The sequence below is a fragment of the Serratia sp. FGI94 genome, from assembly GCF_000330865.1.
In the GTDB taxonomy this organism is placed as follows: Bacteria; Pseudomonadota; Gammaproteobacteria; order Enterobacterales; family Enterobacteriaceae; genus Serratia_B; species Serratia_B rubidaea.
Map to the genome: position 1 here is coordinate 2,142,242 of NC_020064.1, position 21,815 is coordinate 2,164,056.

The following is a 21,815-nucleotide window of genomic DNA, read 5'->3' on the forward strand; positions in this document are numbered from 1 at the left end:
AGCGCGTGCATTTTCATTTCGGCCGTCGTCCGATATCCGCGTTATTCGTTGGATGAAACTGCGCCGGACCGCAACGGGTATGGCCTCGGTCAGACGGCGGTTTGCTTAAAGGTGGCCCGTTCCGCTTGTTTTTCCTGAATATCCATTTCAATATGTCGTGTATGCCCGTCATACTTCCAGTTACAGACGTGTTGGCTACGTTCAGTCAGCCGATCGCTTGCCGCAGCAAGCTCAGCGGAACTCCTTCTCTTGCCGCCTTCCTGTAACTCGAACTATGCAGAGCATAGATAGCGATAACAAAAATTTAGGGCAGGCCCGCGACGGACCTGATTCCGCGTTTATCAGCGCATCAAAACGAGACGGACAGGGTCTACAAAAGCAATGATCCCACAAATAGCTCAGGCGCCCGGGTTGGTTCAGCGGGTGCTGGATTTTTTGGAAGCGTTAAAGCACAACGGATTTAACGGCGATATCGCCACCAGCTATGCCGATCGCCTGACGATGGCGACCGATAACAGTATTTATCAGCTGCTGCCGGAGGCGGTGCTGTTTCCGCGCTCAACCGCCGATGTGGCGCTGATCGCCCGTCTGGCCGGCGAGGAGCGTTTCAATACGCTGACCTTCAGCCCGCGCGGCGGCGGCACCGGCACCAACGGCCAGTCGCTCAGCAGCGGTATCGTGGTGGATATGTCGCGCCATATGAACCGCATTCTGGATATTAATCTGGAGCAGGGCTGGGTACGGGTTGAGGCCGGGGTGATCAAGGACCAGCTCAATCAATACCTCAAGCCGTTCGGCTACTTCTTCTCGCCGGAACTCTCCACCAGTAACCGCGCCACGCTGGGCGGCATGATCAATACCGACGCCTCCGGGCAGGGCTCGCTGGTGTACGGTAAAACCTCCGACCACGTTCTGGGCCTGCGTGCGGTGCTGTTGGGCGGCGATATGATCGACACCCGCGCCATGCCGACGACGCTGGCGGAAACGATTGCTCAGGAACAAACCGCCGAAGGGCGCATCTACCACACCGTGCTGAACCGCTGCCGCGACCAGCGCGCGCTAATCCTGGAGAAATTCCCTCGGCTCAACCGTTTTCTGACCGGTTATGACCTGCGCCACGTGCTGAGCGACGATCTGCAGACCTTCGACCTGACGCGCATTCTGACCGGCGCCGAAGGCACGCTGGCGTTTATCACCGAAGCGCGGCTGGATATCACGCCGCTGCCTAAAGTGCGCCGGCTGGTGAACGTCAAATACGATTCGTTCGACTCGGCGCTGCGCAACGCACCGTTTATGGTGGAGGCCAAGGCGCTGTCGGTGGAGACCATCGACTCCAAGGTGCTGAACCTGGCGCGGGAAGATATTGTCTGGCACTCGGTCAGCGAGCTGATCGCCGACGTGCCGGACCAAGAGATGCTGGGGCTGAATATCGTCGAGTTCGCCGGCGATGACGAAGCGCTGATTGAACAGCAGCTGGACTCGTTGTGTCAGCGGCTGGACGCGCTGATGGCGGAGCGGCAGGCCGGCGTGATCGGCTACCAGGTGTGCGGCGATCTGGCCGGCATCGAGCGGATCTACGGCATGCGCAAAAAGGCGGTCGGGCTGCTGGGCAACGCCAAAGGGCAGGCCAAACCGATTCCGTTTGCGGAAGACACCTGCGTGCCGCCGCAGCATCTGGCGGACTATATCGCCGAATTCCGCCAGCTGCTCGACGGCCACGGCCTCAGCTACGGCATGTTCGGCCACGTTGACGCCGGGGTGCTGCACGTACGACCAGCGCTGGATATGTGCGACCCGCAGCAGGAGATGCTGATGAAGCAGATCTCCGACGAGGTGGTGGAGCTCACCGCCAAATACGGCGGTCTGCTGTGGGGCGAGCACGGCAAGGGCTTCCGCGCCGAATACAGCCCGGCGTTTTTCGGCGAGACGTTGTATGAAGAGCTGCGCCGCATCAAGGCGGCGTTCGATCCGGACAATCGTCTGAACCCCGGCAAAATCTGTCCGCCGCTCGGCGTCGATGCGCCGATGATGAAGGTGGACGCGGTAAAGCGCGGCACGCTGGATCGCCGCATTCCGATCGCCGTGCGTAGCGCCTTCCGCGGCGCCATGGAGTGCAACGGCAACGGCCTGTGCTTTAACTTTGACGCGCGCAGCCCGATGTGCCCGTCGATGAAAATTACCGGCAGCCGCATTCATTCGCCGAAGGGGCGCGCCGCGCTGGTGCGCGAATGGCTGCGCCTGCTGAGCGAACAGGGCGTCGATCCGGTGCAGCTGGAGCAGCAGCTGCCGCAGCAGCGCATGAGCTTCCGCAACCTGATCGAAAAAACGCGCAACAGCTGGTACGCCGGTAAGGGCGAGTATGACTTTTCGCACGAGGTGAAGGCGGCGATGTCCGGCTGCCTGGCCTGTAAAGCCTGCTCCACCCAGTGCCCGATCAAGATCGACGTGCCAGGGTTCCGCTCGCGCTTCCTGCAGCTGTACCACACGCGCTATCTGCGCCCCGCCAGCGACTACGTGGTGGCCGGCGTGGAGAGCTATGCGCCGCTGATGGCCAAGGCGCCGAAGGTGTTCAACTTCTTCCTGAAGCAGCCGTGGCTGCGCGATCTCAATCGTAACGCCATCGGCATGGTCGATGTGCCGCTGCTGTCCAGCCCGACGCTGCGCCAGCAGCTGTCCGGCCATCAGGCGATCAATATGACGCTTGAACAGCTGGAGGCGCTGCCGCATGCCGCGCGCGACCAGTATGTGCTGATCGTGCAGGATCCGTTCACCAGTTATTACGACGCCGTGGTGGTGGCGGATTTTGTCCGGCTGGTGGAAAAACTCGGCTACCGGCCGGTGCTGCTGCCGTTCTCGCCGAACGGCAAGGCGCAGCACGTGAAAGGCTTCCTGACGCGCTTTGCCAAAACGGCGCGCAAGACCGCCGATTTCCTCAACCGCGTCGCCCGGCTGGGCATGCCGCTGGTCGGGGTCGATCCGGCGCTGGTGCTGTGTTACCGCGATGAGTACCAGGAGATCCTCGGCGAGTCGCGCGGCGATTTCCGCGTACAGCTGGTGCATGAATGGCTGCAGACGCTGCTGGCGGAGCGGGCCGAGCAGCCGGCGACCGGCGAAGCCTGGTATCTGTTCGGCCACTGCACCGAAACCACCGCGCTGCCGGCCAGCAGCCAGCAGTGGGCGTCGATCTTCGCCCGCTTCGGCGCCAAATTGGAAAACGTCAGCGTGGGCTGTTGCGGCATGGCCGGCACCTACGGCCATGAAAGCAAGAACCTGCAAAATTCGCTCGGGATTTATGAGTTATCATGGCACCAGGCGCTGCAGCGGTTGCCGCGTCAACGTTGCCTGGCTACCGGCTATTCCTGCCGCAGCCAGGTCAAACGGATTGAGGGCAACGGCGTGCGGCATCCATTACAGGCGCTGCTGGAGATGATTGCGTGAAGCTGTGGAAACGAGAGACAACGCTGGAACAGTTAAACCGTTCCGGTGAGGGCTGCATGGTGGGCCATGTGGGGATTGAATTTACCCAAATCGGCGATGATTTTCTGGAAGCCACCATGCCGGTGGACCCGCGCACCACGCAGCCGTTCGGCCTGTTGCACGGCGGCGCGTCGGTGGTGCTGGCGGAGTCGCTGGGTTCGATGGCCGGCTACCTGTGCACCACCGGCGACCAGCAGGTGGTGGGGGTGGAGATTAACGCCAACCACCTGCGGCCGGCGTTCGATGGCCGGGTGCGCGGCGTCTGCCGCGCGCTGCACGCCGGGCGGCGCAACCAGGTCTGGCAGATCGAGATTTTCGACAAGCGCGACAAGCTGTGCTGTATCTCCCGCCTGACCACGGCGGTGATTGAATAATGCGTCACGGCCCGGCTCAACGCCGGGCCTTATGCCGCGCCCTTACAGCTGAAAGGGCACGCGTTTGACGAAGTCCTTCTGATAGGCGTTAGCCTTTTCCCAGGTTCCCTCCATCGCGTATTTCTGACAGATCAGCGTCAGGGTATGGCGCGCAAAATGGTAGCTCTGCACCCGAAACAGCTGACAGCGCTGCGGGTTGTTGATCTCGACGATCAGCCGGTTATGCAACTTGCTGAGGGCGTGCAGGTAGCTGTCGTCGTCGCCGTTTTCCAGACACAGATTGGCCATATTCAGGCAGACGCTGTTATAACGCTTCAGGTGGTCGACGTTGCACGTCGGCCGCTTGAGCGCCGCTTCCGCCATATAGAAATCCACCGTGGCGTCGCGGATACTGAATTTGTAGTCATCAATCTTGCCCAGCAGCCATGCATTCATTGAAATATTCATTCGCCTACGCCTGATAAAGTAAATGATAATCATTATCATATTTGCAGCCGCGGCGGCGATCAATCATCCGCGATAAATTTTTTTCCTGCGCCGGCATTCAGGGCACGGCGATCCATTTGCCCGTGAGCGACTAAACTTTAACCAGTGAGGGAAATTTACCGCCGGTGTGATGCCGGTGGCGTTTTGGCGTGCGAGGGCATTTTTAAACCAGACAGCACGCAGAAATAGGTATTTTCTATGAATGTTTAAGGCAGCGTCCCAGGGCGCGCACGGCAGCAAAACGGGACAGCGCGTCAGGCGGCGCAGAGGTAAATAAAGTTCATGTTATTCAGTTGATTAGCGATGAGCTTGCGCCGAGGGACGACCGCGATGGCGGCGGGTGTCCGCGTAGCTTGCCGACCGGAAGCGGGAAAATTGGTGCGCTGGGGCGATACCCCTGCAAAACCAACGGTTGAAGTGATAATCATTATCACTAACATGGCTGGCAGATATCCCGCGCAGCGTGCGCGCGTCGCGTGTAACACGACGGGAAGAGGATGATGCGTCTCGTCAGAGACCAGTAAGAGGTAGGTCATATGCAAACAGAAAATGTCGGCACTTTTTCGCTGGACGAGCAGACCTGGCAGGGCATTTCGCTCAGCGACAGCGCCGTGCAGCAAATCATCAAGCTGATGCAGCAGGACCCGCAGGTCAAAGGGCTGCAGCTGAGCGTAAAACAGTCCGGCTGCGCCGGCTTTGGCTACGTGCTGGATCTGACCCGCGAGCCGGCCGACGACGATCTGCTGTTTGAGCGCGACGGCGCCAGACTGTACGTGCCGCTTAAAGCGATGCCGTTTATCGACGGCACCACGGTGGATTTCGTCCGCGAAGGGCTGAATCAGATATTTAAGTTCAATAACCCCAAAGCTCAGCACGCCTGCGGGTGCGGCGAGAGCTTTGGCGTTTGAGTGATGTGATCGCCATGACACGAAGCAATGTAAATGTAGAAGTTCCTGATAACGTGCAGGCCTGGGTCAGCGAGGGACGCTATAAGGAAGGCTTCTTTACCCAGCTGCAGACCGATGAGCTTGCCAAAGGCATCAACGAAGAGGTGGTGCGGGCGATTTCGGCCAAGCGCAACGAACCGGCGTGGATGCTGGAGTTCCGCCTCGAGGCTTACCGCGCCTGGCTGCAGATGGAGGAGCCGCACTGGCTGAAGGCCAATTACGACAAACTGAACTATCAGGATTACAGCTATTACTCGGCGCCGTCCTGCGGCAGCTGCGACGACGCCTGCGGCTCCCAGCCGGGGGCCGAGCAGCAGGCGGGCGCCGCGCTGAACGACAACGGCTACCTGACCAGCGAAGTGGAGCAGGCGTTCGAACAGCTGGGCGTGCCGGTGCGCGAGGGCAGTGAAGTGGCGGTCGACGCCATTTTCGACTCGGTGTCCGTCGCCACCACCTACCGGGAAAAACTGGCGGAGAGCGGCGTGATCTTCTGCTCGTTCGGCGAAGCGATTCAGGAACATCCGGAGCTGGTGCGTCAGTACCTCGGCCGGGTGGTGCCGTCCAACGATAACTTCTTTGCGGCGCTGAACGCCGCGGTGGCCTCTGACGGCACCTTTGTCTATGTGCCGAAAGGCGTGCGCTGCCCGATGGAGCTGTCCACCTATTTCCGCATTAACGCGGCGAAAACCGGCCAGTTTGAACGCACCATTCTGATTGCCGATGAGGGCAGCTACGTCAGCTATATCGAGGGCTGTTCCGCGCCGGTGCGCGACAGCTACCAGCTGCACGCGGCGGTGGTGGAGGTGATCCTGCATAAAGACGCCGAGGTGAAGTACTCGACGGTGCAGAACTGGTTCGCCGGCGGCGAAAGCAAAGGCGGCATCCTGAACTTCGTCACCAAGCGCGCGCTGTGCGAAGGCGCTAATTCCAAAATGTCCTGGACCCAGTCGGAAACCGGTTCGGCCATTACCTGGAAATACCCCAGCGTCATCCTGCAAGGGGACAATTCGATCGGCGAATTCTTCTCGGTGGCGCTGACCAGCGGTCATCAGCAGGCGGATACCGGCACCAAGATGATCCATATCGGCAAAAACACCAAATCGACCATTATTGCCAAGGGCATCTCCGCCGGTCACAGCCAGAATACCTACCGCGGACTGGTGAAAATCCTGCCGGGGGCGGAAAACGCGCGTAACTTCACCCAGTGCGATTCGATGCTGATCGGCCCGGACAGCGGGGCGCACACCTTCCCGTACGTCGAGGCGCGCAACAACAGCGCGCAGCTGGAGCACGAAGCCACCACCTCGAAAATCGGTGACGACCAGCTATTTTACTGCCTGCAGCGCGGCATCAGCGAAGATGACGCCATCTCGATGATCGTCAACGGTTTCTGTAAGGACGTTTTCTCCGAACTGCCGCTGGAATTCGCGGTGGAAGCGCAAAAGCTGCTGGCCATCAGCCTGGAGCACAGCGTCGGTTAACCCTGCCGGTTTGGCGGCAGCGACAAGATTTTGGGCGTGACAACGCCACCTGAGGATACAGCATGTTAAGTATTAAAGATTTACGCGTCAGCGCGGAAGACAATGAGATCCTGAAAGGACTGAGTCTGGAGATTAAACCGGGCGAAGTGCATGCCATCATGGGGCCGAACGGCTCCGGCAAGAGCACCTTGTCCGCGACGCTGGCCGGGCGTGAAGAGTATGAGGTCAGCGGCGGCAGCGTCACCTTTAAGGGCAAAGACCTGCTGGAGCTGGATCCGGAAGATCGCGCCGGCGAAGGAGTCTTTCTCGCCTTCCAATACCCGGTGGAGATCCCCGGCGTCAGCAACCATTTCTTTTTGCAGACCTCGGTCAATGCGGTGCGCAAATACCGCGGCCTGGAGGCGCTGGATCGTTTTGACTTCGCCGATTTTATCGAAGAGAAGATCGCGCTGCTGGATATGCCGGCCGACCTGCTGAGCCGCTCGGTGAACGTCGGTTTCTCCGGCGGTGAGAAGAAGCGTAACGATATTCTGCAGATGGCCGCGCTGGAGCCGGATTTGTGCATTCTGGATGAGACCGATTCCGGGCTGGACATCGACGCGCTGAAAATCGTCGCCAACGGCGTGAACTCGCTGCGCGACGGCAAGCGTGCCTTTATTATCGTCACCCACTATCAGCGTATTCTGGATTACATCAAACCGGATTACGTCCACGTACTTTCCCAGGGGCGCATCGTGAAATCCGGTGATTTCTCTCTGGTGAAACAGTTGGAGGAGCAGGGCTATGGCTGGCTTGCCGACCAACAATAATTCACGCGCGCTGCAACAGCTCTACAGCCTGTTTGAGGCGCAGGGCGGTGAGCACTCCCCGCATGCCCTGACCAACTGGCAGCAGGCGCTGCGGCTGGGCTGGCCGACGCGCAAACATGAAAACTGGAAATACACGCCGCTGGACGGCCTGCTGGCGCAGCAGTTCCATGCGCCGCAGCCGGCGACGGTGAGCGCCGAGCGCTGCGCCGAGCTGGCGCTGCCCCTCGACGCCTACCGGCTGGTGTTTGTCGACGGCCGCTATCAGGCGGATCTGAGCGACGCCGATCTCGGCGACTACCAGCTGGAACTGACCGGGTATCAGCTGCCGGAGCCGATTCAGCCGGAGATCTTCCTGCACCTGACCGAGAGCCTGGCGCCGGAAAGCAGCCTGATTCGCCTGCCGGCCGGCAAAGTGGCCGCCCGTCCGCTCTATCTGCTGCATATCAGCAGCGGGCGCAGCGGCGCCGGCGAGATCAACAGCGTGCACCATCGCCACCATCTGGAGGTGGCGGCCGGCGCGCAGGCGGAGGTGATCGAACATTACGTCAGCCTGAACGAGCACGCGCACTTTACCGGCGCGCGCCTGACCGCGACGGTGGGCGACAATGCCCAACTGCACCACTGCAAGCTGGCGTTTGAGAATCAGCCGAGTTACCACTTTGCCCATAACGACCTGAAGATTGGCCGCGACGCGCGGGTGAAAAGCGACAGCTTCCTGCTGGGCGCCGGCCTGACGCGGCACAACACCAGCGCGCAGCTGAACGGCGAAGGCGCCAATCTGCAGCTCAACAGCCTGGTGCTGCCGGTGGGGAAAGAGATCTGCGATACCCGCAGCTATCTGGAGCATAACAAAGGCTATTGTGAGAGCCGTCAGCTGCATAAAACCGTGGTCAGCGACCGCGCCAGGGCGGTGTTTAACGGCATGATCAAGGTGGCGCAGCACGCCATCAAGACTGACGGCCAGATGACCAACCACAACCTGCTGCTGGGCAAGGTGGCGGAGGTGGACACCAAGCCGCAGCTGGAGATTTACGCCGACGACGTCAAGTGCAGCCACGGCGCCACCGTGGGCCGCATCGACGAAGAGCAGCTGTTCTATCTGCAGTCGCGCGGCATCGCCAAGCATGATGCGCAGCAGATGATTATCTTCGCCTTCGCCGCCGAACTGACCGAAGGCATCGGCAATGACGTGATTCGCGAGCGGGTGTTGGCGCATATTGCACAGCGCCTGCCGCGGGAGGCCGTATGAGTTTTCCGATTGAACAGGTGCGCCGGGACTTTCCGCTGTTGGCGCGTGAGGTCAACGGTCAGCCGCTGGCGTACCTCGACAGCGCCGCCAGCGCGCAAAAGCCGCAGTCGGTGATTGATCGCGAAATGGCGTTCTACCGCCACGGCTACGCCGCGGTGCACCGCGGCATTCACAGCCTGAGCGCCGAGGCGACGCAGCAGATGGAGGCGGTGCGTGAACAGGCGGCGCGCTTTATCAATGCCGCGTCGGCGGAAGAAATTGTGTTCGTCAAAGGCACCACCGAGGGCATCAATCTGGTGGCCAACAGCTACGGCAGCCTGCTGCAGCCGGGCGACAGCATCATCATCACCGAGATGGAGCACCACGCCAATATCGTGCCGTGGCAGATGCTGGCGCAGGCGCGCGGCGTGACGCTGCGCGTCTGGCCGCTGCAGCCGGACGGTACGCTGGATTTGGCCGATCTGCCCGGTCTGATCGACGCCAGCACCCGGCTGCTGGCGATTACCCAGGTCTCCAACGTGCTGGGCACCGTCAACCCGCTGCACGACATTATCGCCCGGGCGCACGCCGCCGGGGTGAAAGTGCTGGTGGACGGCGCGCAGGCGGTGATGCATCAGCAGGTGGACGTACAGGCGCTGGACTGCGATTTTTACGTATTCTCCGGCCATAAGCTGTACGGCCCGTCGGGCATCGGCATTCTGTACGGCAAGGCCGATCTGCTGCAGCAGATGCCGCCGTGGGAAGGCGGCGGTTCGATGATCCAGCAGGTCAGCCTGACGCAGGGCACCACCTATGCCGAGGCGCCGTGGCGCTTTGAGGCCGGTTCGCCCAATACCGCCGGCATTATGGGGCTGGGCGCGGCGCTGAGCTACGTATCGCAGCTGGGGCTGGCGCAGATTCAGCAGTATGAGCAGGCGCTGATGCAGTATGCGCAGGAGGCGCTGCAGCAGGTGCCGCAGCTGCGCGTCTACGGGCCGGCGCAGCGCGCCGGGGTGATCGCCTTCAACCTGGGGGAGCACCATGCCTATGACGTCGGCAGTTTCCTGGACCAGTACGGCATCGCCATTCGCACCGGTCACCACTGCGCCATGCCGCTGATGGCGTTTTATCAGGTGCCGAGCATGTGTCGCGCTTCGCTGGCGATGTACAATACCCGCGAGGAAGTGGATCGGCTGGTGGCCGGTCTGCAGCGAATTCAGCGGCTGCTGGGCTAAGCGCCCGGCGGCGGAACAACGATAGGAAGCCTGATGGCCAACTTGCCGGATAAAGATAAACTGGCGCGTAATTTTTCACGCTGCCTGAATTGGGAAGAGAAATACCTGTATGTGATCGAGCTGGGTGGCCGCCTGCCGCCGCTGGCGGAGGAGGCGCACCGTCCGGAAAACCTGATTTCGGGTTGCCAGAGCCAGGTGTGGATCCTGATGCGCAAAAACGCGCAGGGCCAGGTCGAGTTCAGCGGCGACAGCGACGCCGCGATAGTCAAAGGTCTGTTGACGGTGGTGTTTATTGTCTACCGCGACCTGACGCCGCAGCAGATCGTCGAGCTGGACGTGCGTCCTTTCTTTGCCGATCTGGCGCTCAGCCAGCATCTGACGCCGTCGCGCTCGCAGGGGCTGGAGGCGATGATCCGCGCCATTCGGCAAAAAGCCGCACAGCTGTAATACTTTTCCCGCCCGTCGTTCCGGCTCATTGATTATGTCAATGAGCCTTTACAAAACGTCGCCAAATAGCCCCGTCCATCGCAAATCAACGTTTTTTCAAATGCTTAGTTGTTGACGTTATCTTGACAAATCCTGCCTGGGGTTGGGTTATAACACCTTGATTTTTAGGCGACTTATTGCCTTTATACCCAACGTTGCTAGTATTAAACAGGTGAATGTCTGATTTACCCGTAAACCGGCGGCAGTTAGCCTTGTGGCCGAACCGTACTGAAAAATAGGGAAGAGTATGAAACGTGCGTTGACATTGATGGGCGTACTATTCGCCTCCGTGTTAGCCGGCAGTCAGGCGGCTAACGCGACCGAATATCCGTTGCCGCCGGCGAACAGCCGTCTGATTGGTGAAAACACCACCTATACCGTACCGAATGAGGGCCTCTCGCTGGAGGCGATCGCCGCCAAATACCAAATTGGCCTGCTGGGCATGCTGGAGGCCAACCCCGGCACCGATCCTTACCTGCCCAAGCCGGGCAAGGTGCTGACCATTCCGACGCAGATGCTGCTGCCGGACACCAAGCGTGAAGGCATTGTGGTCAACCTGGCGGAGCTGCGGCTGTATTACTACCCGAAAGGGGAAGACAAGGTGATTGTCTACCCGATCGGCATCGGCCAGACCGGCATGCATACGCCGCTGAAGGTCACCTCGGTCAGCCAGAAGATCCCGAATCCGACCTGGACGCCGACCGCCAATATTCGCAAGCGCTACGCGGCGAAGGGTGAGACGCTGCCGGCGGTGGTGCCGGCCGGGCCGAATAACCCGATGGGGCTGTTCGCCATGCGCCTGGCGATGGGACACGGGGAATATCTGATCCACGGCACCAACGCCAACTTCGGCATCGGCATGCGCGTTAGCTCCGGCTGTATCCGCCTGCGCCCTGACGATATCGAAGCGCTGTTCAACAGCGTGCCGAGGGGCACCCGCGTGCAGATTATCAACGAGCCGGTGAAGGTATCGGTGGAGCCGGACGGTAAGCGCTATGCGGAAGTGCATCAGCCGCTGTCGAAAGTGGAAAGCGACGATCCGCAGACGATGCCGATTACGCTGTCCAAGTCGCAGCAGAAATTCGTCGATAGCGCAGAAACGGATCAAACGGTGTTTGACAGCGCGATGACGCGCCGTTCCGGCATGCCGGTGCTGGTGAGCGTCGGGCAGAACCCCGCAGACGTCCCTCTGCCGTCGGTACAGCTGTTTGGCGGCAGTAAGCAGGCCGATGTACAGGCGGCGCCGATCAGCCAGGCACAGTAGCGTACAGCGCGCGTAAACGGTAAAGCTCAGCCAGGCGCTGGGCTTTTTTTATCTCATTGGCTGGGGATGTCAGGAAAGGGCGGGCGAAGCGGGAACGACAGGCATAAAAAAACGGCGCACAGGGTGCGCCGTTTTCAGTTACCGAAACTCTCTTACTTTTTGTAAGAATGAGCTTGGTTGTCCAGACGCTGGTTAGCACGTGCTGCGTCGTCTTTAGCTGCTTGAACGTCGGAACGGATAGAGTTCACGTCGTTGCTCAGTTGATCAACTTTAGCGTTCAGAGTCTGAACGTCAGAAGACAGTTGATCGATTTTAGCGTTGCTAGAGCAACCAGCCAGCAGAGTAGAACCCAGGATTACAGCGCCCAGTACCAGTTTAGTACGATTCATTATAACACCCTCTAGATTGAGTTAATCTCCATGTAGCGTTACAAGTATTACACAAACTTTTTTCGAAAGAGAATAAATTTTTTGCGTTGGAGGGCTTTATTTTGATCGTTCGCTCAAACTTGCATCTTGTTTTACACAATAGTTAAAAAAGTGAAGCAAAACAGCCGGATTCCATCAGACTGCTCCTATTCATTATTGCCTTAATAATGACGCGCCAGCTATTGCGTTTTCGGAAATATCGTTTACTCAGGTAAAAAAAAACGCCGCAGAGCGGCGTTTTGTCCAGCAGATTTCTGTCACTTTTTAAATTACAGCACGTGAACGGAAGCGGTATTGGTGGTGCCGCTTGGCACCAGCGCGCCGGAAACCATCACCACGATGTCGCCTTTTTGCGCCAGGCCGCTGGCCAGCGCCGCTTCTTTACCAATGCGGTAGAAGTCGTCGGTAGAGGCGATCTCTTTGACCATCTGCGGGATCACGCCCTTGCTCAGCGCCAGCTGGTGGCAGGTGACTTCGTTGGTGGTCAGCGCCAGGATGTTGGCGTCCGGGAAGTATTTACGCACGGATTTGGCCGACTTGCCGCCGCTGGTGGCGACCACGATCAGCGGCGCCGCCAGTTTCTCGGCGGTTTCCACCGCGCCGCGGCATACCGCTTCGGTGATGCGCAGTTTGCGGGTGTCGTTCAGGCTGTCGATGCGGCTCGGCATCACTTTATCGGTGCGCTCGCAGATGGTCGCCATGATGCTGACCGCTTCCAGCGGGTATTTGCCCTTGGCGCTCTCGCCGGACAGCATAACCGCGTCGGTGCCGTCCAGAATGGCGTTGGCGACGTCGCCGGCTTCCGCGCGGGTAGGGCGCGGGTTCTTGATCATCGAGTCGAGCATCTGGGTAGCGGTGATGACCACTTTGCGCGCGCGATTACATTTTTCAATCATCATCTTCTGCGCGAAGATCACTTCTTCCACCGGGATTTCCACGCCCAGATCGCCGCGCGCTACCATGATGCCGTCTGACGCTTCGAGGATTTCGTCGAAGTTGTTCAGGCCTTCCTGGTTTTCAATTTTGGAGATGATCTGGATCTGCTCGCCGCCGTGGGCCTTCAGGTGTTCACGGATTTCCAGCACGTCGGAACGTTTGCGGATGAAGGAGGCGGCGACGAAGTCCACGCCTTGCTCGCAGCCGAAGATCAGGTCGCGCTTGTCTTTTTCCGCCAGCGCCGGCAGTTGGATGGATACGCCCGGCAGGTTAACGCCTTTGTTTTCGCCGAGGTCGCCGTTGTTCAGCACCTTGCACACCACTTCGCTTTCGCTGATATCGGTCACTTCCATGCCGATCAGGCCGTCGTCAACCAGCACGGTGTTGCCGATTTTCAGGTCGGCGGCGAAGCCAGGGTAGGTGACGGCAACGTGTTCGCTGTTGCCGATCACGCTCTGATCGGTGGTGAAGGTGAAGGTCTGGCCGGCCACCAGCGCCGCATCTTTACCGCCTTCCAGCTTCATGGTGCGGATTTCCGGGCCTTTGGTGTCCAGCAGGATGCCGGCGGTGGTGCCGGTCTTGGCCATTACCGCACGCATGTTTTTGATGCGGTTGCCGTGCTCTTCATAGTCGCCGTGTGAGAAGTTCAGGCGCATGACGTTCATGCCGGCGTTCAGCAACTGGGTCAGCATCTCTTCCGATTCGGTTTTGGGACCGATAGTACAAACAATTTTGGTCTTTTTCATGACGATTTTTTCTACAAGTTGTGATGGATAATAAAACGAATAAAACCGGCGGTCAGACCGTCGGTATGGAATTTGAGTCGAGCCTGATAGGGCAGAGCATAGTTAAGAATAGGTGACCACGGCTGAGATGGGGCGGAAAAATTCAGCCCGCGCCGGCGTGCGGGGATACGGCGAAAACGTGCGGAAAATAAGATTGTTGTTATTGCGTTTTCACAGATCAAGGGCTGAAACCATTCAACTGAAAGACGCGCGCATTATAAGGCCATCAGGGTGGGAAACAAAACAAAAAACCGATGACTGGCGCAGGTTTAGTCAAAAAGAGAGCAAATGTGGCGCAAATGCGCGCTGGTGCGGCGAATTTGTTGCGCAAATTATCACGGTGTAAATAAAACGTCGCGGGCGTTAACCTACTATGCGGATTTCCAGCAGGGTGCCGGCGGCCAGGCAGAAACAGCCGCTGGGCACCTGCGCCGCAACCGTCACGCTTTCACCAGCCTGCAGCAGAAGAATATCGCTGCCGACGGTAAATTCGAATTCGCCGTCGATCACCCGGATTTGCACGGCGTCATCACGCTTTTGCAACTGGCCGAAGGCACCGGCGTCAAAGCGGACTTCCGCGGCGGCACGGCCATCGCTCAGCTGTCCCTCACGGCGGGACTGGCCATTATCGGGCGTGCTAAACGCCGATGCGGCAATAAATTTCAACATAATACCCTCTTGGCAAATCAGGCCGCCGATGATAGCCGATCGGTGCGGCGGCGCCAAAAATACTTTCCTTTTTCGCCGTTTTTCCGCGTTGGTGCGCTCGGCGGCGCGTTGCTGCATGTTATGCTGTCGTGTCGCCATCCGGCGTTGCATTCGATATAGCCAGTTACCGACGGATTTTGCCTATGCACATTTCTCCCCCAAGCTGCAGCGATGCAGGCCCGCAGCCAGCCCCCGATTTGACCATCGGTTTCCTGCTGATTAACCACTTTACGCTAGCGTCGGTTGCCGGACTGGTGGAATCGCTGAGGTTTGCTGCCGATGAGTCCTTCGACAGCCGACAAATATTGTGCCGTTGGGAGTGGATGACCTGCGACAATCAGCCGGTTACCGCCAGCTGCGGCCTGCCGGTTACGCCCACCGCGCCGCTGGATTTTAACCAGAAGTGGGATTATTTCGTGTTGGCCGGCGGTTTGCTGGAAGAGACGCGCGATCCGCCGCTCTGGCTACGGGAGGCGGTGCGCGATCTGCACCGTCGCGGCGTGCCGATCATTACGCTGTGCAGCGGCGCCTTTATCGCCGGCAACGCCGGGCTGCTGGACGGGAGGCGCTGCGCCATTCATTTCACCACCCGTGAAGAATTCCGCCGGCGCTTTCCCAAAGCCACGCCGGTGATTGATAAAACTTATATTCGCGACGGCGGGGTGATCTCGTGTCCCGGCGGCACCGGCATCGATCTGGCGGCCGATCTGATTCGCCAGCATTGCGGTGCCCTGAGAATGCGTAAAGTGCTGCAGTACCTGTTGGTCGATGAACCGGATGGAAACGGCGTGCGCGGGCGTAAACGAGAAAATGCCGGTGAACTGGACGGTTACGATAACGAGCTGGTGCGTAAAGCGGTCGATTTTATGCAGCACCATCTTGATGCGCCATTGCCGATTGGCGATGTCGCCGCGTTTGTCGGCGTACCTTTCCGCCAACTTAATGCTGTTTTCACCCGCAGTACGGGCTGTTCTGCCGCAGTATACTGGCGCAACATGCGTCTGACTCATGCGCGTAAACTGATGGCTGACACCAGTCACAGTATTAATGCTATTGCGCAAAACTGCGGCTTTTCTGACGCTTCGCATTTGATTGCCTGGTTTCGCAAGCAATACGGCGAAACGCCGAGCGCTTATCGTAAGCGTCGGCGTAAGGTCGAGTACCTGATTAAGCGTGAAGGATAATGCGGGGACTTGCCCCGCCGAGGATGGTCTACCAAGAGTTACGTTTGGGCAGGTTGGGGGTTAACACGCGCTTGGCGACGGGTGATTCGTCGAGCGCCGCCGCCTCTTCCAGATTTTTGGCGTTGGTTTCCGGCGCCAGCAGCCAGGATACCGCGAGACCGATGAAGGTAATGGCTGCAGCGATATACATGGTGTGGCCGATGCCGATGTTCTGTAACGACAGCGGCACGAGATAGGTGCCGACCGCCGCGCCAATGCGTGACATCGAGGTACCGACGCCTACGGCGCCGGCGCGAATGCGAGTAGGGAAGATCTCATTGGGATAGACCAGCTGCAGCACCTGCGCGCCGCCGATAAACAGGGCATAGGCGCCGAACAGCAGCAGAATCAGCCACGACGGCCCATCGCGCAGGAAGCCGAGCAGCAGTAGCGCCAGGCCCGACCAGAGAAAACTGCGCAGTAATAATTTACGCCGCCCCATACTGTTGACCAGGCGGGTAGCGATAATGCAGCCGATGACAAACAGCAATGTAATGGCGATGGAGCCATAGGACGCCCAGTTGCCGCTTAGATGCAGCGCATCCAGCACTTTCGGTGCAAAGGCGTAGACGGCGAATACCGGAATGACCGAGCAGGTCCAGAACAGGGTGACAAAGGCCATGCGTTTACCATAGCCGGCATGTAGCAGGCTGATAAATGACAGTTTGCCGCTTTCGTTGCTTTCCGGCAGATTGCGCAGGCCGAAAGTTGGGCCGTATACCTGCCGGATAATGGCTTCGGCCTCGGCGGTGCGCCCTTTGCTCAGCAGCCAGCGCGGGGATTCTGGGGTGCCCAGACGAACGATAAACAGTGCCGCGCCGATAATGGCGGTGCTGGCGAGGCACAGGCGCCAAGCATTTTCCCCGCCGACATGCAGAATGATCTCCCCCGTCAGATAAGCGGTAGCCGCCCCGGCGAACCACAGAATCGTCAGCGTCGCCAAACAGGGGCCACGCTGTTTTTTAGGCAGAAACTCCACCAAAAATGCGGTGGCGACCGGGTATTCAATGCCGACCGCCACACCGCTGAGGAAGCGCAGTATAAAGAGGGTTTCGCCGCTTTGTACCCAAAACTGGGCGGCAGAGGTGACGACAAACAGCGTCGGGCCGACGAAGTAGAGCAGTTTGCGGCCCAGACGGTCGGTCAACGCGCCGCCGATAAAACCGCCGAAAAAGATCCCGATCAGCGCGGAGGCGGCGATCAGTCCTTCCCAGAGCGCACTCAGGCCCAGCGCCGGGGAGACCTGGGTCATGGCGATGCCGATAATACTGAGCACATAGCCGTCGACATAAGAACCACCGCCGGAACGTACGGTCAGTAGGCGGTGAAAGCGGTTAAGCGGCACATCTTCAACAGAAACGGTATTTGACATGTTTCACTCCTGTTTTATTTATGGCGCTGCGGGTAAAAAATAAAACTCACGGCAGTGCCGGCAGTCTTGTTCTGGCGGGATGCTGACCGGCAGTAATTCTATTTTTTATTTATTTCCAGCGCCGAAAAATAATGGTGATAAACAATGGGTCGCCTGCCGGCGACATTTCGGCATAGTAAACTTTCGCAACATGAGAATGACGCTCTGATATTTACCTGAGTTTTACGTGATTCATAATATAATTACCTCGGTGCGGAGAAAAACTGACCATAGAGCGCATGGCCGACATGAAAATAACATCGCTGTGGTTAATACTGCGGCGGAATATTATTTTTATCTTTCGCCGCCGATATATTTATTATGGTGTATCCGGCGCACGCTTTTTGATGCTTTTCAGGCTGCTGGTGCGTGTGCCGCTGAACCGCCAGCAGATTAGCGATCCCAGGCTGACCATCGCGGCGCCTTGCCAGAAGGGGGCACCCAGTTCGGAACGCAGTATGACTGCGGCCAGCATGGCGGAGAGCACGGGAATGAAGTAGGAAATACTGGCCAAAACCGCGACGTTACCGTACAGAATGCCGGTATTCCAGGCGGCATAGCCAAAGCCCATGGCGGCAGCCGATAATGCCAGGCTAAGCCAAACCTGGCCGTTCAGCGCAAAAGCCGGTTGCGGTGAAATGAAATATTTTGCCCACAGCACCAGCGCCGTCAAAATAAAGAAGGGCGTAATACCGTTATTACCGTTGGCAAGCTTTTTAGTCACAACGCAATAGATCGCCCAAATAACGGCGCCGCTAAATGCCAGACCGTAACTTAACGGGTTTGACTGCAGGTTTCTGGCAATTTCATCAAAAGCAATACCCCGTTCGCCGCCAAGAACGCGGCATATTCCCACGATAGAAATTATCATGCCGGGAATGATCATAAGGCTTATTTTTTGCCGGTTAACCACCAATGCCAACAGCATCGTCATGCTGGGCCAGAGATAATTCACCATGCCGACCTCGATAGCCTGCCTGCCGGTGTTTGAGAAACCGAGTGAGAGCGAGAGACACAGTTCATAGCACACGAAGAGTATGCTGCCAAAGACCAGGTAGCTCAGCGGAAATTTGCGTATGTTGGGAAACCCCAGAGTAAATAGCAGCAACACGGAACTACAGGTATAAATCATGGCTGCGCCGGCTACCGGGCCGAAGCCTTCACTGACGCTTTTAATCAATCCGACGATAGCGCTCCACAAAAGGATGGCGATCAGTCCGATCAAGGTTGCTTTCTTCTGGGTCATGACCCGACACCTCTGTATGTAAACAGAATGTTGCCCGGAGATCTTCAACGGGCGTTCCTGTTAAATCAACGTTAAAAACAGCTGCAAAATTATGCTGCTCGAACGCCGCTGTAAATACGTTTAAAGCGGTGTTTATCTAAGAATGTGATCATTATCTGAAAACAAATAGAAAAATAAACATAATGAATATCTTTATTTTGTCATTGATTTTAAAGGTTAATTTGTTTTTCATTTGACATTTTATCCTATTAAGTTGTGTTTTTGTTGTATTTTTCATGTATACAAAATGTATTGACGCATTGACCGGCCGGCTGCTGTGTGCAAATTTTTAACAAATGCTATCGGCGCGGAAGGGTTTCGCGCCTTACTCTGGAGGTCACGTGTTTAAATTTGAAGGCATCTATACCCCGGCGGTCACCCCTTATGCGGCAGACGGCGCCATCGACTACGGCCGTTTTGATCAGGTGCTGGAGTCGCTGATCGAAGCGCGGGTGCACGGCATTATCATCGGTGGCTCGACGGGCGAGTATTACGCGCAAACGGTGGAGGAGCGTTTGGCGCTGGCCGAGCGGGCGCGTCAGGTGATTGGCAACCGCCTGCCATTGATCGTCGGCACCGGCGCGATCCGCACTGAGGATGCGGTGGTTTACGCCCGACACGCGCGGGAAATCAAGGCGGATGCGATTTTAGTGACGTCGCCGCCTTATGCGCTGCCGACCGAGCAGGAAAATGCCCACCATGCGCTGACGGTGGACCGTGCCGCGCAGCTGCCGATCATGCTGTACAACTATCCGGGGCGGATGGGCATCAGTATGGGGGACGACTACTTTGCCGCCGTGAGCCGTTCGCCGAACGTAGTGGCGATTAAAGAGAGTTCCGGTGATATGAATAACCTGCACCTGCTGGCATGTCGGTATCCGAGTATTGCGCTCTCCTGCGGCTGGGACGATCAGGCGCTGGAATTCTTTGCCTGGGGCGCCCGCAGCTGGGTGTGCGCCGGTTCGAATTTTATTCCGCGCGAACATGTTGCGCTGTATCAGGCCTGCGTGGTGGAGAAGGATTTCGATAAAGGACGCAAAATCATGGCCGCGATGATGCCGCTGATGAATTTCCTCGATGCCGGCAAGTTTGTACAGTCGATTAAACAGGGGTGCGAACTGAAGGGGCTGGCCGTGGGGCCAGTGCGTGCGCCACTGCAACCGCTGGATGATGCGGAAAAAGCACAGCTGCAGGCGGTGATCGCCGAGGTGAAACGCAATGTGGCCGCCATATCGGTGGTGTGAGGAGGTCAACATGAGCGATATACGCAGCGTAGAACATTATGCGGCCCTAGCGCGGGAAATCGATTTTCCGCAGCAGGCTTTTATTAACGGACGCTGGGTGTCTGCCGCCAGCGGTCAGACCTTGGCGACCACCAACCCGGCCACCGGTGAGGTGTTGGCGCAGATCGCCGCTTGCAATGCCGCTGATGTCGATGACGCAGTGCGTAGCGCGCGGGCGGCATTTGAGCTGGGCGTCTGGCGTCAGCAGGCGCCGGCCGAGCGCAAGGCGGTGCTGTTGCGACTGGCCGCGCTGATCGAACAGCAGAGTGAACGGCTGGCGCTGCTGGAAAGCCTCGACAGTGGAAAACCGCTGGGGGAATGTCTGGCGGTCGATGTACCGGAAACCGTCCATGTGTTGAGATGGCATGCTGAGGCGATCGATAAGCTGTATGACCAGAGCGCGCCGACCGGCAATGAAACGCTGGCGCTGGTGGTCAGAGAACCGATCGGCGTGGTGGGCTGTGTGCTGCCGTGGAATTTCCCGCTGCTGATGCTGGCGTGGAAAATCGGCCCCGCGTTGGCGGCCGGTTGTTCCGTGATCGTCAAGCCTGCGGAACAGACTTCCATGACGGCGCTGCGGGTAGCGGAACTGGCGCAGCAGGCTGGCATACCCGCCGGGGTGCTGAATATCGTCACCGGTACCGGGCAGGCGGTGGGAGAACCGATTGGCTTGCACGCTGATGTTGATATGGTGAGTTTTACCGGCTCTACCGCGACCGGCCGTCGCTTTCTGCGCTATGCGGCGGACTCTAACCTGAAAAAAGTCGTGCTGGAGTGCGGCGGGAAGAACCCGGCGATCGTATTTGACGATGCGGAGGATCTGGAAAAGGTGGCGGAGCAGGTGCTCAATGGCGCCTTCTGGAATATGGGGGAGAACTGTTCCGCCACTTCCCGCCTGTTGGTGCATGAGGCGGTAAAGGCGCCGCTGCTGGCTTGTATGGCGCGGCAAATCGACGGCTGGACGTTGGGCAATCCGCTCGATCCCGCCAACCGTCTCGGAACGATGATCGGCGCCGCGCATTTCCGCAAAGTCAGCGAATACCTGGCTATCGCGCGGCAGGAGGGGCTGACGATTCTGCACGGCGGCGATACGGAAGCGCAGATCTACGTGCAGCCGACCATCGTTGACGGGGTAACCCCGCAAAGCGCGCTGTTCCGTGAGGAGATTTTCGGCCCGGTGCTGTGCGTCACCGCCTTTCGCAACGAAGAAGAGGTAATCGCTCTGGCGAACGATACTGCCTATGGACTGGCGGCGTCGGTGTATACCGATAACCTGCGCAGGGCGGTGCGGGTTTCGCGCGCGGTGCGCGCTGGCACCGTCACCGTTAACTGCTTCGGTGAAGGGGATGCCACCACGCCGTTCGGCGGCTACAAAGAATCAGGGTTCGGCGGCAGGGACAAGTCAGTGTTCGCTCACGATCAATACACCGAGCTGAAAACTATCTGGATAGATGTGTCCGGCTAAAGCTATGTAAACCAAGGCGCCGGGGTATGACGCCATTTCCCCGGTGCCTGAGCGCGGTGGTGCGCAACCATGCTGAATATCGACCTGGAACGTAGGGGGCATATTTATTTTTGCCTGCTGATTGCATTAGCCCTGTCCAGAAAGCAGGGAAGAGTGAAAACGGTGCGGCAGAAGCACGCCTTTATTATTAAGTGGCTGAAAAATGCCGGTGAGAAGCGGCTGTTCGGCCATCAGGCGGGTGATGAAATCGCCTGGCTAAAAACAAAAATACGCCGTAGCGGACCGGATAACGACCCGGAACCGATGTTGCGTTTTATTTACCACACGACCTGTGCGTTGCAAACGCCGTGCGGTTTGAAATAGCGATATGTGATGCTCTTTAACAAGATAAGTCTCTGACGTAGTCATCGGCCGCGGAGTTTTTTTATTATTTAGTAGATAGAATAAATGTGACCCGCTAGTCTGGCTAGCTGCGGATAATCGTCCGTCACTATAGGTCATTTT

General features: G+C 58.3%; 19 protein-coding genes and 1 pseudogene. 14 read left to right on the forward strand and 6 right to left on the reverse strand.

Going from position 1 to position 21,815, the window contains the following annotated elements:
- The first annotated feature begins 381 nt into the window (after positions 1-381).
- Both D781_RS09720 and menI read left to right on the forward strand, forming a co-directional pair.
- Positions 382-3,438 (forward strand): FAD-binding and (Fe-S)-binding domain-containing protein, encoded by a 3,057-nt coding sequence (locus D781_RS09720; RefSeq protein ID WP_041411788.1) that lies wholly within the window; start codon positions 382-384, stop codon positions 3,436-3,438.
- Complete coding sequence (gene menI / locus D781_RS09725) at positions 3,435-3,851, forward strand: 1,4-dihydroxy-2-naphthoyl-CoA hydrolase (RefSeq protein ID WP_015672148.1); 417 nt, start codon at positions 3,435-3,437, stop codon at positions 3,849-3,851. Before D781_RS09720 ends, menI begins: the two co-directional genes overlap by 4 nt.
- A 42-nt stretch (positions 3,852-3,893) precedes the next feature.
- On the opposite strand, the gene D781_RS09730 is transcribed toward menI, so the two are convergent.
- Positions 3,894-4,298 (reverse strand): hypothetical protein, encoded by a 405-nt coding sequence (locus D781_RS09730; RefSeq protein WP_015672149.1) that lies wholly within the window; start codon positions 4,296-4,298, stop codon positions 3,894-3,896.
- Between the two features lie 575 nt (positions 4,299-4,873).
- Between D781_RS09730 and sufA the strand changes: the two genes are divergently transcribed.
- From sufA to D781_RS09765, 7 genes and pseudogenes are all read left to right on the forward strand, one after another.
- The gene (sufA, locus tag D781_RS09735; RefSeq protein WP_015672150.1) at positions 4,874-5,245 is read left to right on the forward strand and encodes a Fe-S cluster assembly scaffold SufA; all 372 of its coding nucleotides are present in this window, start codon (positions 4,874-4,876) and stop codon (positions 5,243-5,245) included.
- Between the two features lie 14 nt (positions 5,246-5,259).
- A complete protein-coding gene (gene sufB, locus D781_RS09740) occupies positions 5,260-6,765 on the forward strand; it encodes a Fe-S cluster assembly protein SufB (protein ID WP_041412083.1) in 1,506 nt (501 codons plus the stop codon).
- Positions 6,766-6,827: 62 nt separating this feature from the next.
- Entirely contained in the window at positions 6,828-7,574 is a 747-nt protein-coding gene (sufC, locus tag D781_RS09745) for a Fe-S cluster assembly ATPase SufC (protein ID WP_015672152.1), read from the forward strand.
- Entirely contained in the window at positions 7,549-8,823 is a 1,275-nt protein-coding gene (sufD, locus tag D781_RS09750; protein WP_015672153.1) for a Fe-S cluster assembly protein SufD, read from the forward strand. Before sufC ends, sufD begins: the two co-directional genes overlap by 26 nt.
- A complete protein-coding gene (sufS, locus tag D781_RS09755; protein ID WP_015672154.1) occupies positions 8,820-10,037 on the forward strand; it encodes a cysteine desulfurase SufS in 1,218 nt (405 codons plus the stop codon). The genes sufD and sufS overlap by 4 nt, the downstream gene beginning before the upstream one ends.
- Before the next feature lie 33 nt (positions 10,038-10,070).
- Positions 10,071-10,484 (forward strand): cysteine desulfuration protein SufE, encoded by a 414-nt coding sequence (sufE, locus tag D781_RS09760; protein ID WP_015672155.1) that lies wholly within the window; start codon positions 10,071-10,073, stop codon positions 10,482-10,484.
- A gap of 286 nt (positions 10,485-10,770) precedes the next feature.
- Positions 10,771-11,694: pseudogene (locus D781_RS09765) on the forward strand (L,D-transpeptidase family protein); the annotation flags it as partial.
- A 245-nt stretch (positions 11,695-11,939) separates the two neighbouring features.
- Here D781_RS09765 and D781_RS09770 read toward each other — a convergent pair.
- Positions 11,940-12,176: a major outer membrane lipoprotein gene (locus tag D781_RS09770; protein WP_015672157.1), complete on the reverse strand. Its 237-nt coding sequence runs from the start codon at positions 12,174-12,176 to the stop codon at positions 11,940-11,942.
- A gap of 308 nt (positions 12,177-12,484) precedes the next feature.
- The gene (gene pykF, locus D781_RS09775) at positions 12,485-13,897 is read right to left on the reverse strand and encodes a pyruvate kinase PykF (RefSeq protein ID WP_015672158.1); all 1,413 of its coding nucleotides are present in this window, start codon (positions 13,895-13,897) and stop codon (positions 12,485-12,487) included.
- A gap of 112 nt (positions 13,898-14,009) precedes the next feature.
- Between pykF and D781_RS23630 the strand changes: the two genes are divergently transcribed.
- A complete protein-coding gene (locus tag D781_RS23630; RefSeq protein ID WP_124014447.1) occupies positions 14,010-14,282 on the forward strand; it encodes a hypothetical protein in 273 nt (90 codons plus the stop codon).
- 17 nt (positions 14,283-14,299) lie between these two features.
- Here the strand turns inward: D781_RS23630 and D781_RS09780 are convergent, their stop codons facing one another.
- A complete protein-coding gene (locus D781_RS09780; protein WP_015672159.1) occupies positions 14,300-14,605 on the reverse strand; it encodes a hypothetical protein in 306 nt (101 codons plus the stop codon).
- Positions 14,606-14,787: 182 nt separating this feature from the next.
- Here D781_RS09780 and D781_RS09785 point away from each other — a divergent pair, with 182 nt between their 5' ends.
- Positions 14,788-15,828, forward strand: coding sequence for a GlxA family transcriptional regulator (locus D781_RS09785; protein ID WP_015672160.1), 1,041 nt, complete (start codon positions 14,788-14,790; stop codon positions 15,826-15,828).
- A gap of 28 nt (positions 15,829-15,856) precedes the next feature.
- On the opposite strand, the gene D781_RS09790 is transcribed toward D781_RS09785, so the two are convergent.
- Entirely contained in the window at positions 15,857-17,239 is a 1,383-nt protein-coding gene (locus tag D781_RS09790; protein ID WP_015672161.1) for an MFS transporter, read from the reverse strand.
- Between the two features lie 358 nt (positions 17,240-17,597).
- Complete coding sequence (gene yddG / locus D781_RS09795; RefSeq protein WP_015672162.1) at positions 17,598-18,524, reverse strand: aromatic amino acid DMT transporter YddG; 927 nt, start codon at positions 18,522-18,524, stop codon at positions 17,598-17,600.
- A gap of 380 nt (positions 18,525-18,904) precedes the next feature.
- Between yddG and D781_RS09800 the strand changes: the two genes are divergently transcribed.
- The 3 genes from D781_RS09800 (at position 18,905) to D781_RS09810 (ending at position 21,674) form a co-directional block, all read left to right on the forward strand.
- On the forward strand, positions 18,905-19,807 hold the full coding sequence (locus D781_RS09800) for a dihydrodipicolinate synthase family protein (protein ID WP_015672163.1): 903 nt from the start codon (positions 18,905-18,907) through the stop codon (positions 19,805-19,807).
- Positions 19,808-19,817: 10 nt separating this feature from the next.
- The gene (locus tag D781_RS09805) at positions 19,818-21,311 is read left to right on the forward strand and encodes an aldehyde dehydrogenase (protein ID WP_015672164.1); all 1,494 of its coding nucleotides are present in this window, start codon (positions 19,818-19,820) and stop codon (positions 21,309-21,311) included.
- 69 nt (positions 21,312-21,380) lie between these two features.
- Positions 21,381-21,674, forward strand: coding sequence for a hypothetical protein (locus D781_RS09810; protein WP_015672165.1), 294 nt, complete (start codon positions 21,381-21,383; stop codon positions 21,672-21,674).
- Positions 21,675-21,815: the final 141 nt, after the last annotated feature.

Bases quoted from the DNA above. Each gene is read 5' to 3' on its own strand.
- sufE (WP_015672155.1), top strand. From the start codon at position 10,071: ATGGCCAACTTGCCGGATAAAGATAAACTGGCGCGTAATTTTTCACGC.
- sufB (WP_041412083.1), top strand. From the start codon at position 5,260: ATGACACGAAGCAATGTAAATGTAGAAGTTCCTGATAACGTGCAGGCC.
- D781_RS09790 (WP_015672161.1), bottom strand. From the start codon at position 17,239: ATGTCAAATACCGTTTCTGTTGAAGATGTGCCGCTTAACCGCTTTCAC.
- D781_RS09805 (WP_015672164.1), top strand. From the start codon at position 19,818: ATGAGCGATATACGCAGCGTAGAACATTATGCGGCCCTAGCGCGGGAA.
- sufC (WP_015672152.1), top strand. From the start codon at position 6,828: ATGTTAAGTATTAAAGATTTACGCGTCAGCGCGGAAGACAATGAGATC.
- sufA (WP_015672150.1), top strand. From the start codon at position 4,874: ATGCAAACAGAAAATGTCGGCACTTTTTCGCTGGACGAGCAGACCTGG.
- sufD (WP_015672153.1), top strand. From the start codon at position 7,549: ATGGCTGGCTTGCCGACCAACAATAATTCACGCGCGCTGCAACAGCTC.
- yddG (WP_015672162.1), bottom strand. From the start codon at position 18,524: ATGACCCAGAAGAAAGCAACCTTGATCGGACTGATCGCCATCCTTTTG.
- D781_RS09770 (WP_015672157.1), bottom strand. From the start codon at position 12,176: ATGAATCGTACTAAACTGGTACTGGGCGCTGTAATCCTGGGTTCTACT.
- D781_RS09730 (WP_015672149.1), bottom strand. From the start codon at position 4,298: ATGAATATTTCAATGAATGCATGGCTGCTGGGCAAGATTGATGACTAC.
- D781_RS09720 (WP_041411788.1), top strand. From the start codon at position 382: ATGATCCCACAAATAGCTCAGGCGCCCGGGTTGGTTCAGCGGGTGCTG.
- D781_RS09785 (WP_015672160.1), top strand. From the start codon at position 14,788: ATGCACATTTCTCCCCCAAGCTGCAGCGATGCAGGCCCGCAGCCAGCC.
- D781_RS09810 (WP_015672165.1), top strand. From the start codon at position 21,381: ATGCTGAATATCGACCTGGAACGTAGGGGGCATATTTATTTTTGCCTG.
- sufS (WP_015672154.1), top strand. From the start codon at position 8,820: ATGAGTTTTCCGATTGAACAGGTGCGCCGGGACTTTCCGCTGTTGGCG.
- pykF (WP_015672158.1), bottom strand. From the start codon at position 13,897: ATGAAAAAGACCAAAATTGTTTGTACTATCGGTCCCAAAACCGAATCG.
- D781_RS09780 (WP_015672159.1), bottom strand. From the start codon at position 14,605: ATGTTGAAATTTATTGCCGCATCGGCGTTTAGCACGCCCGATAATGGC.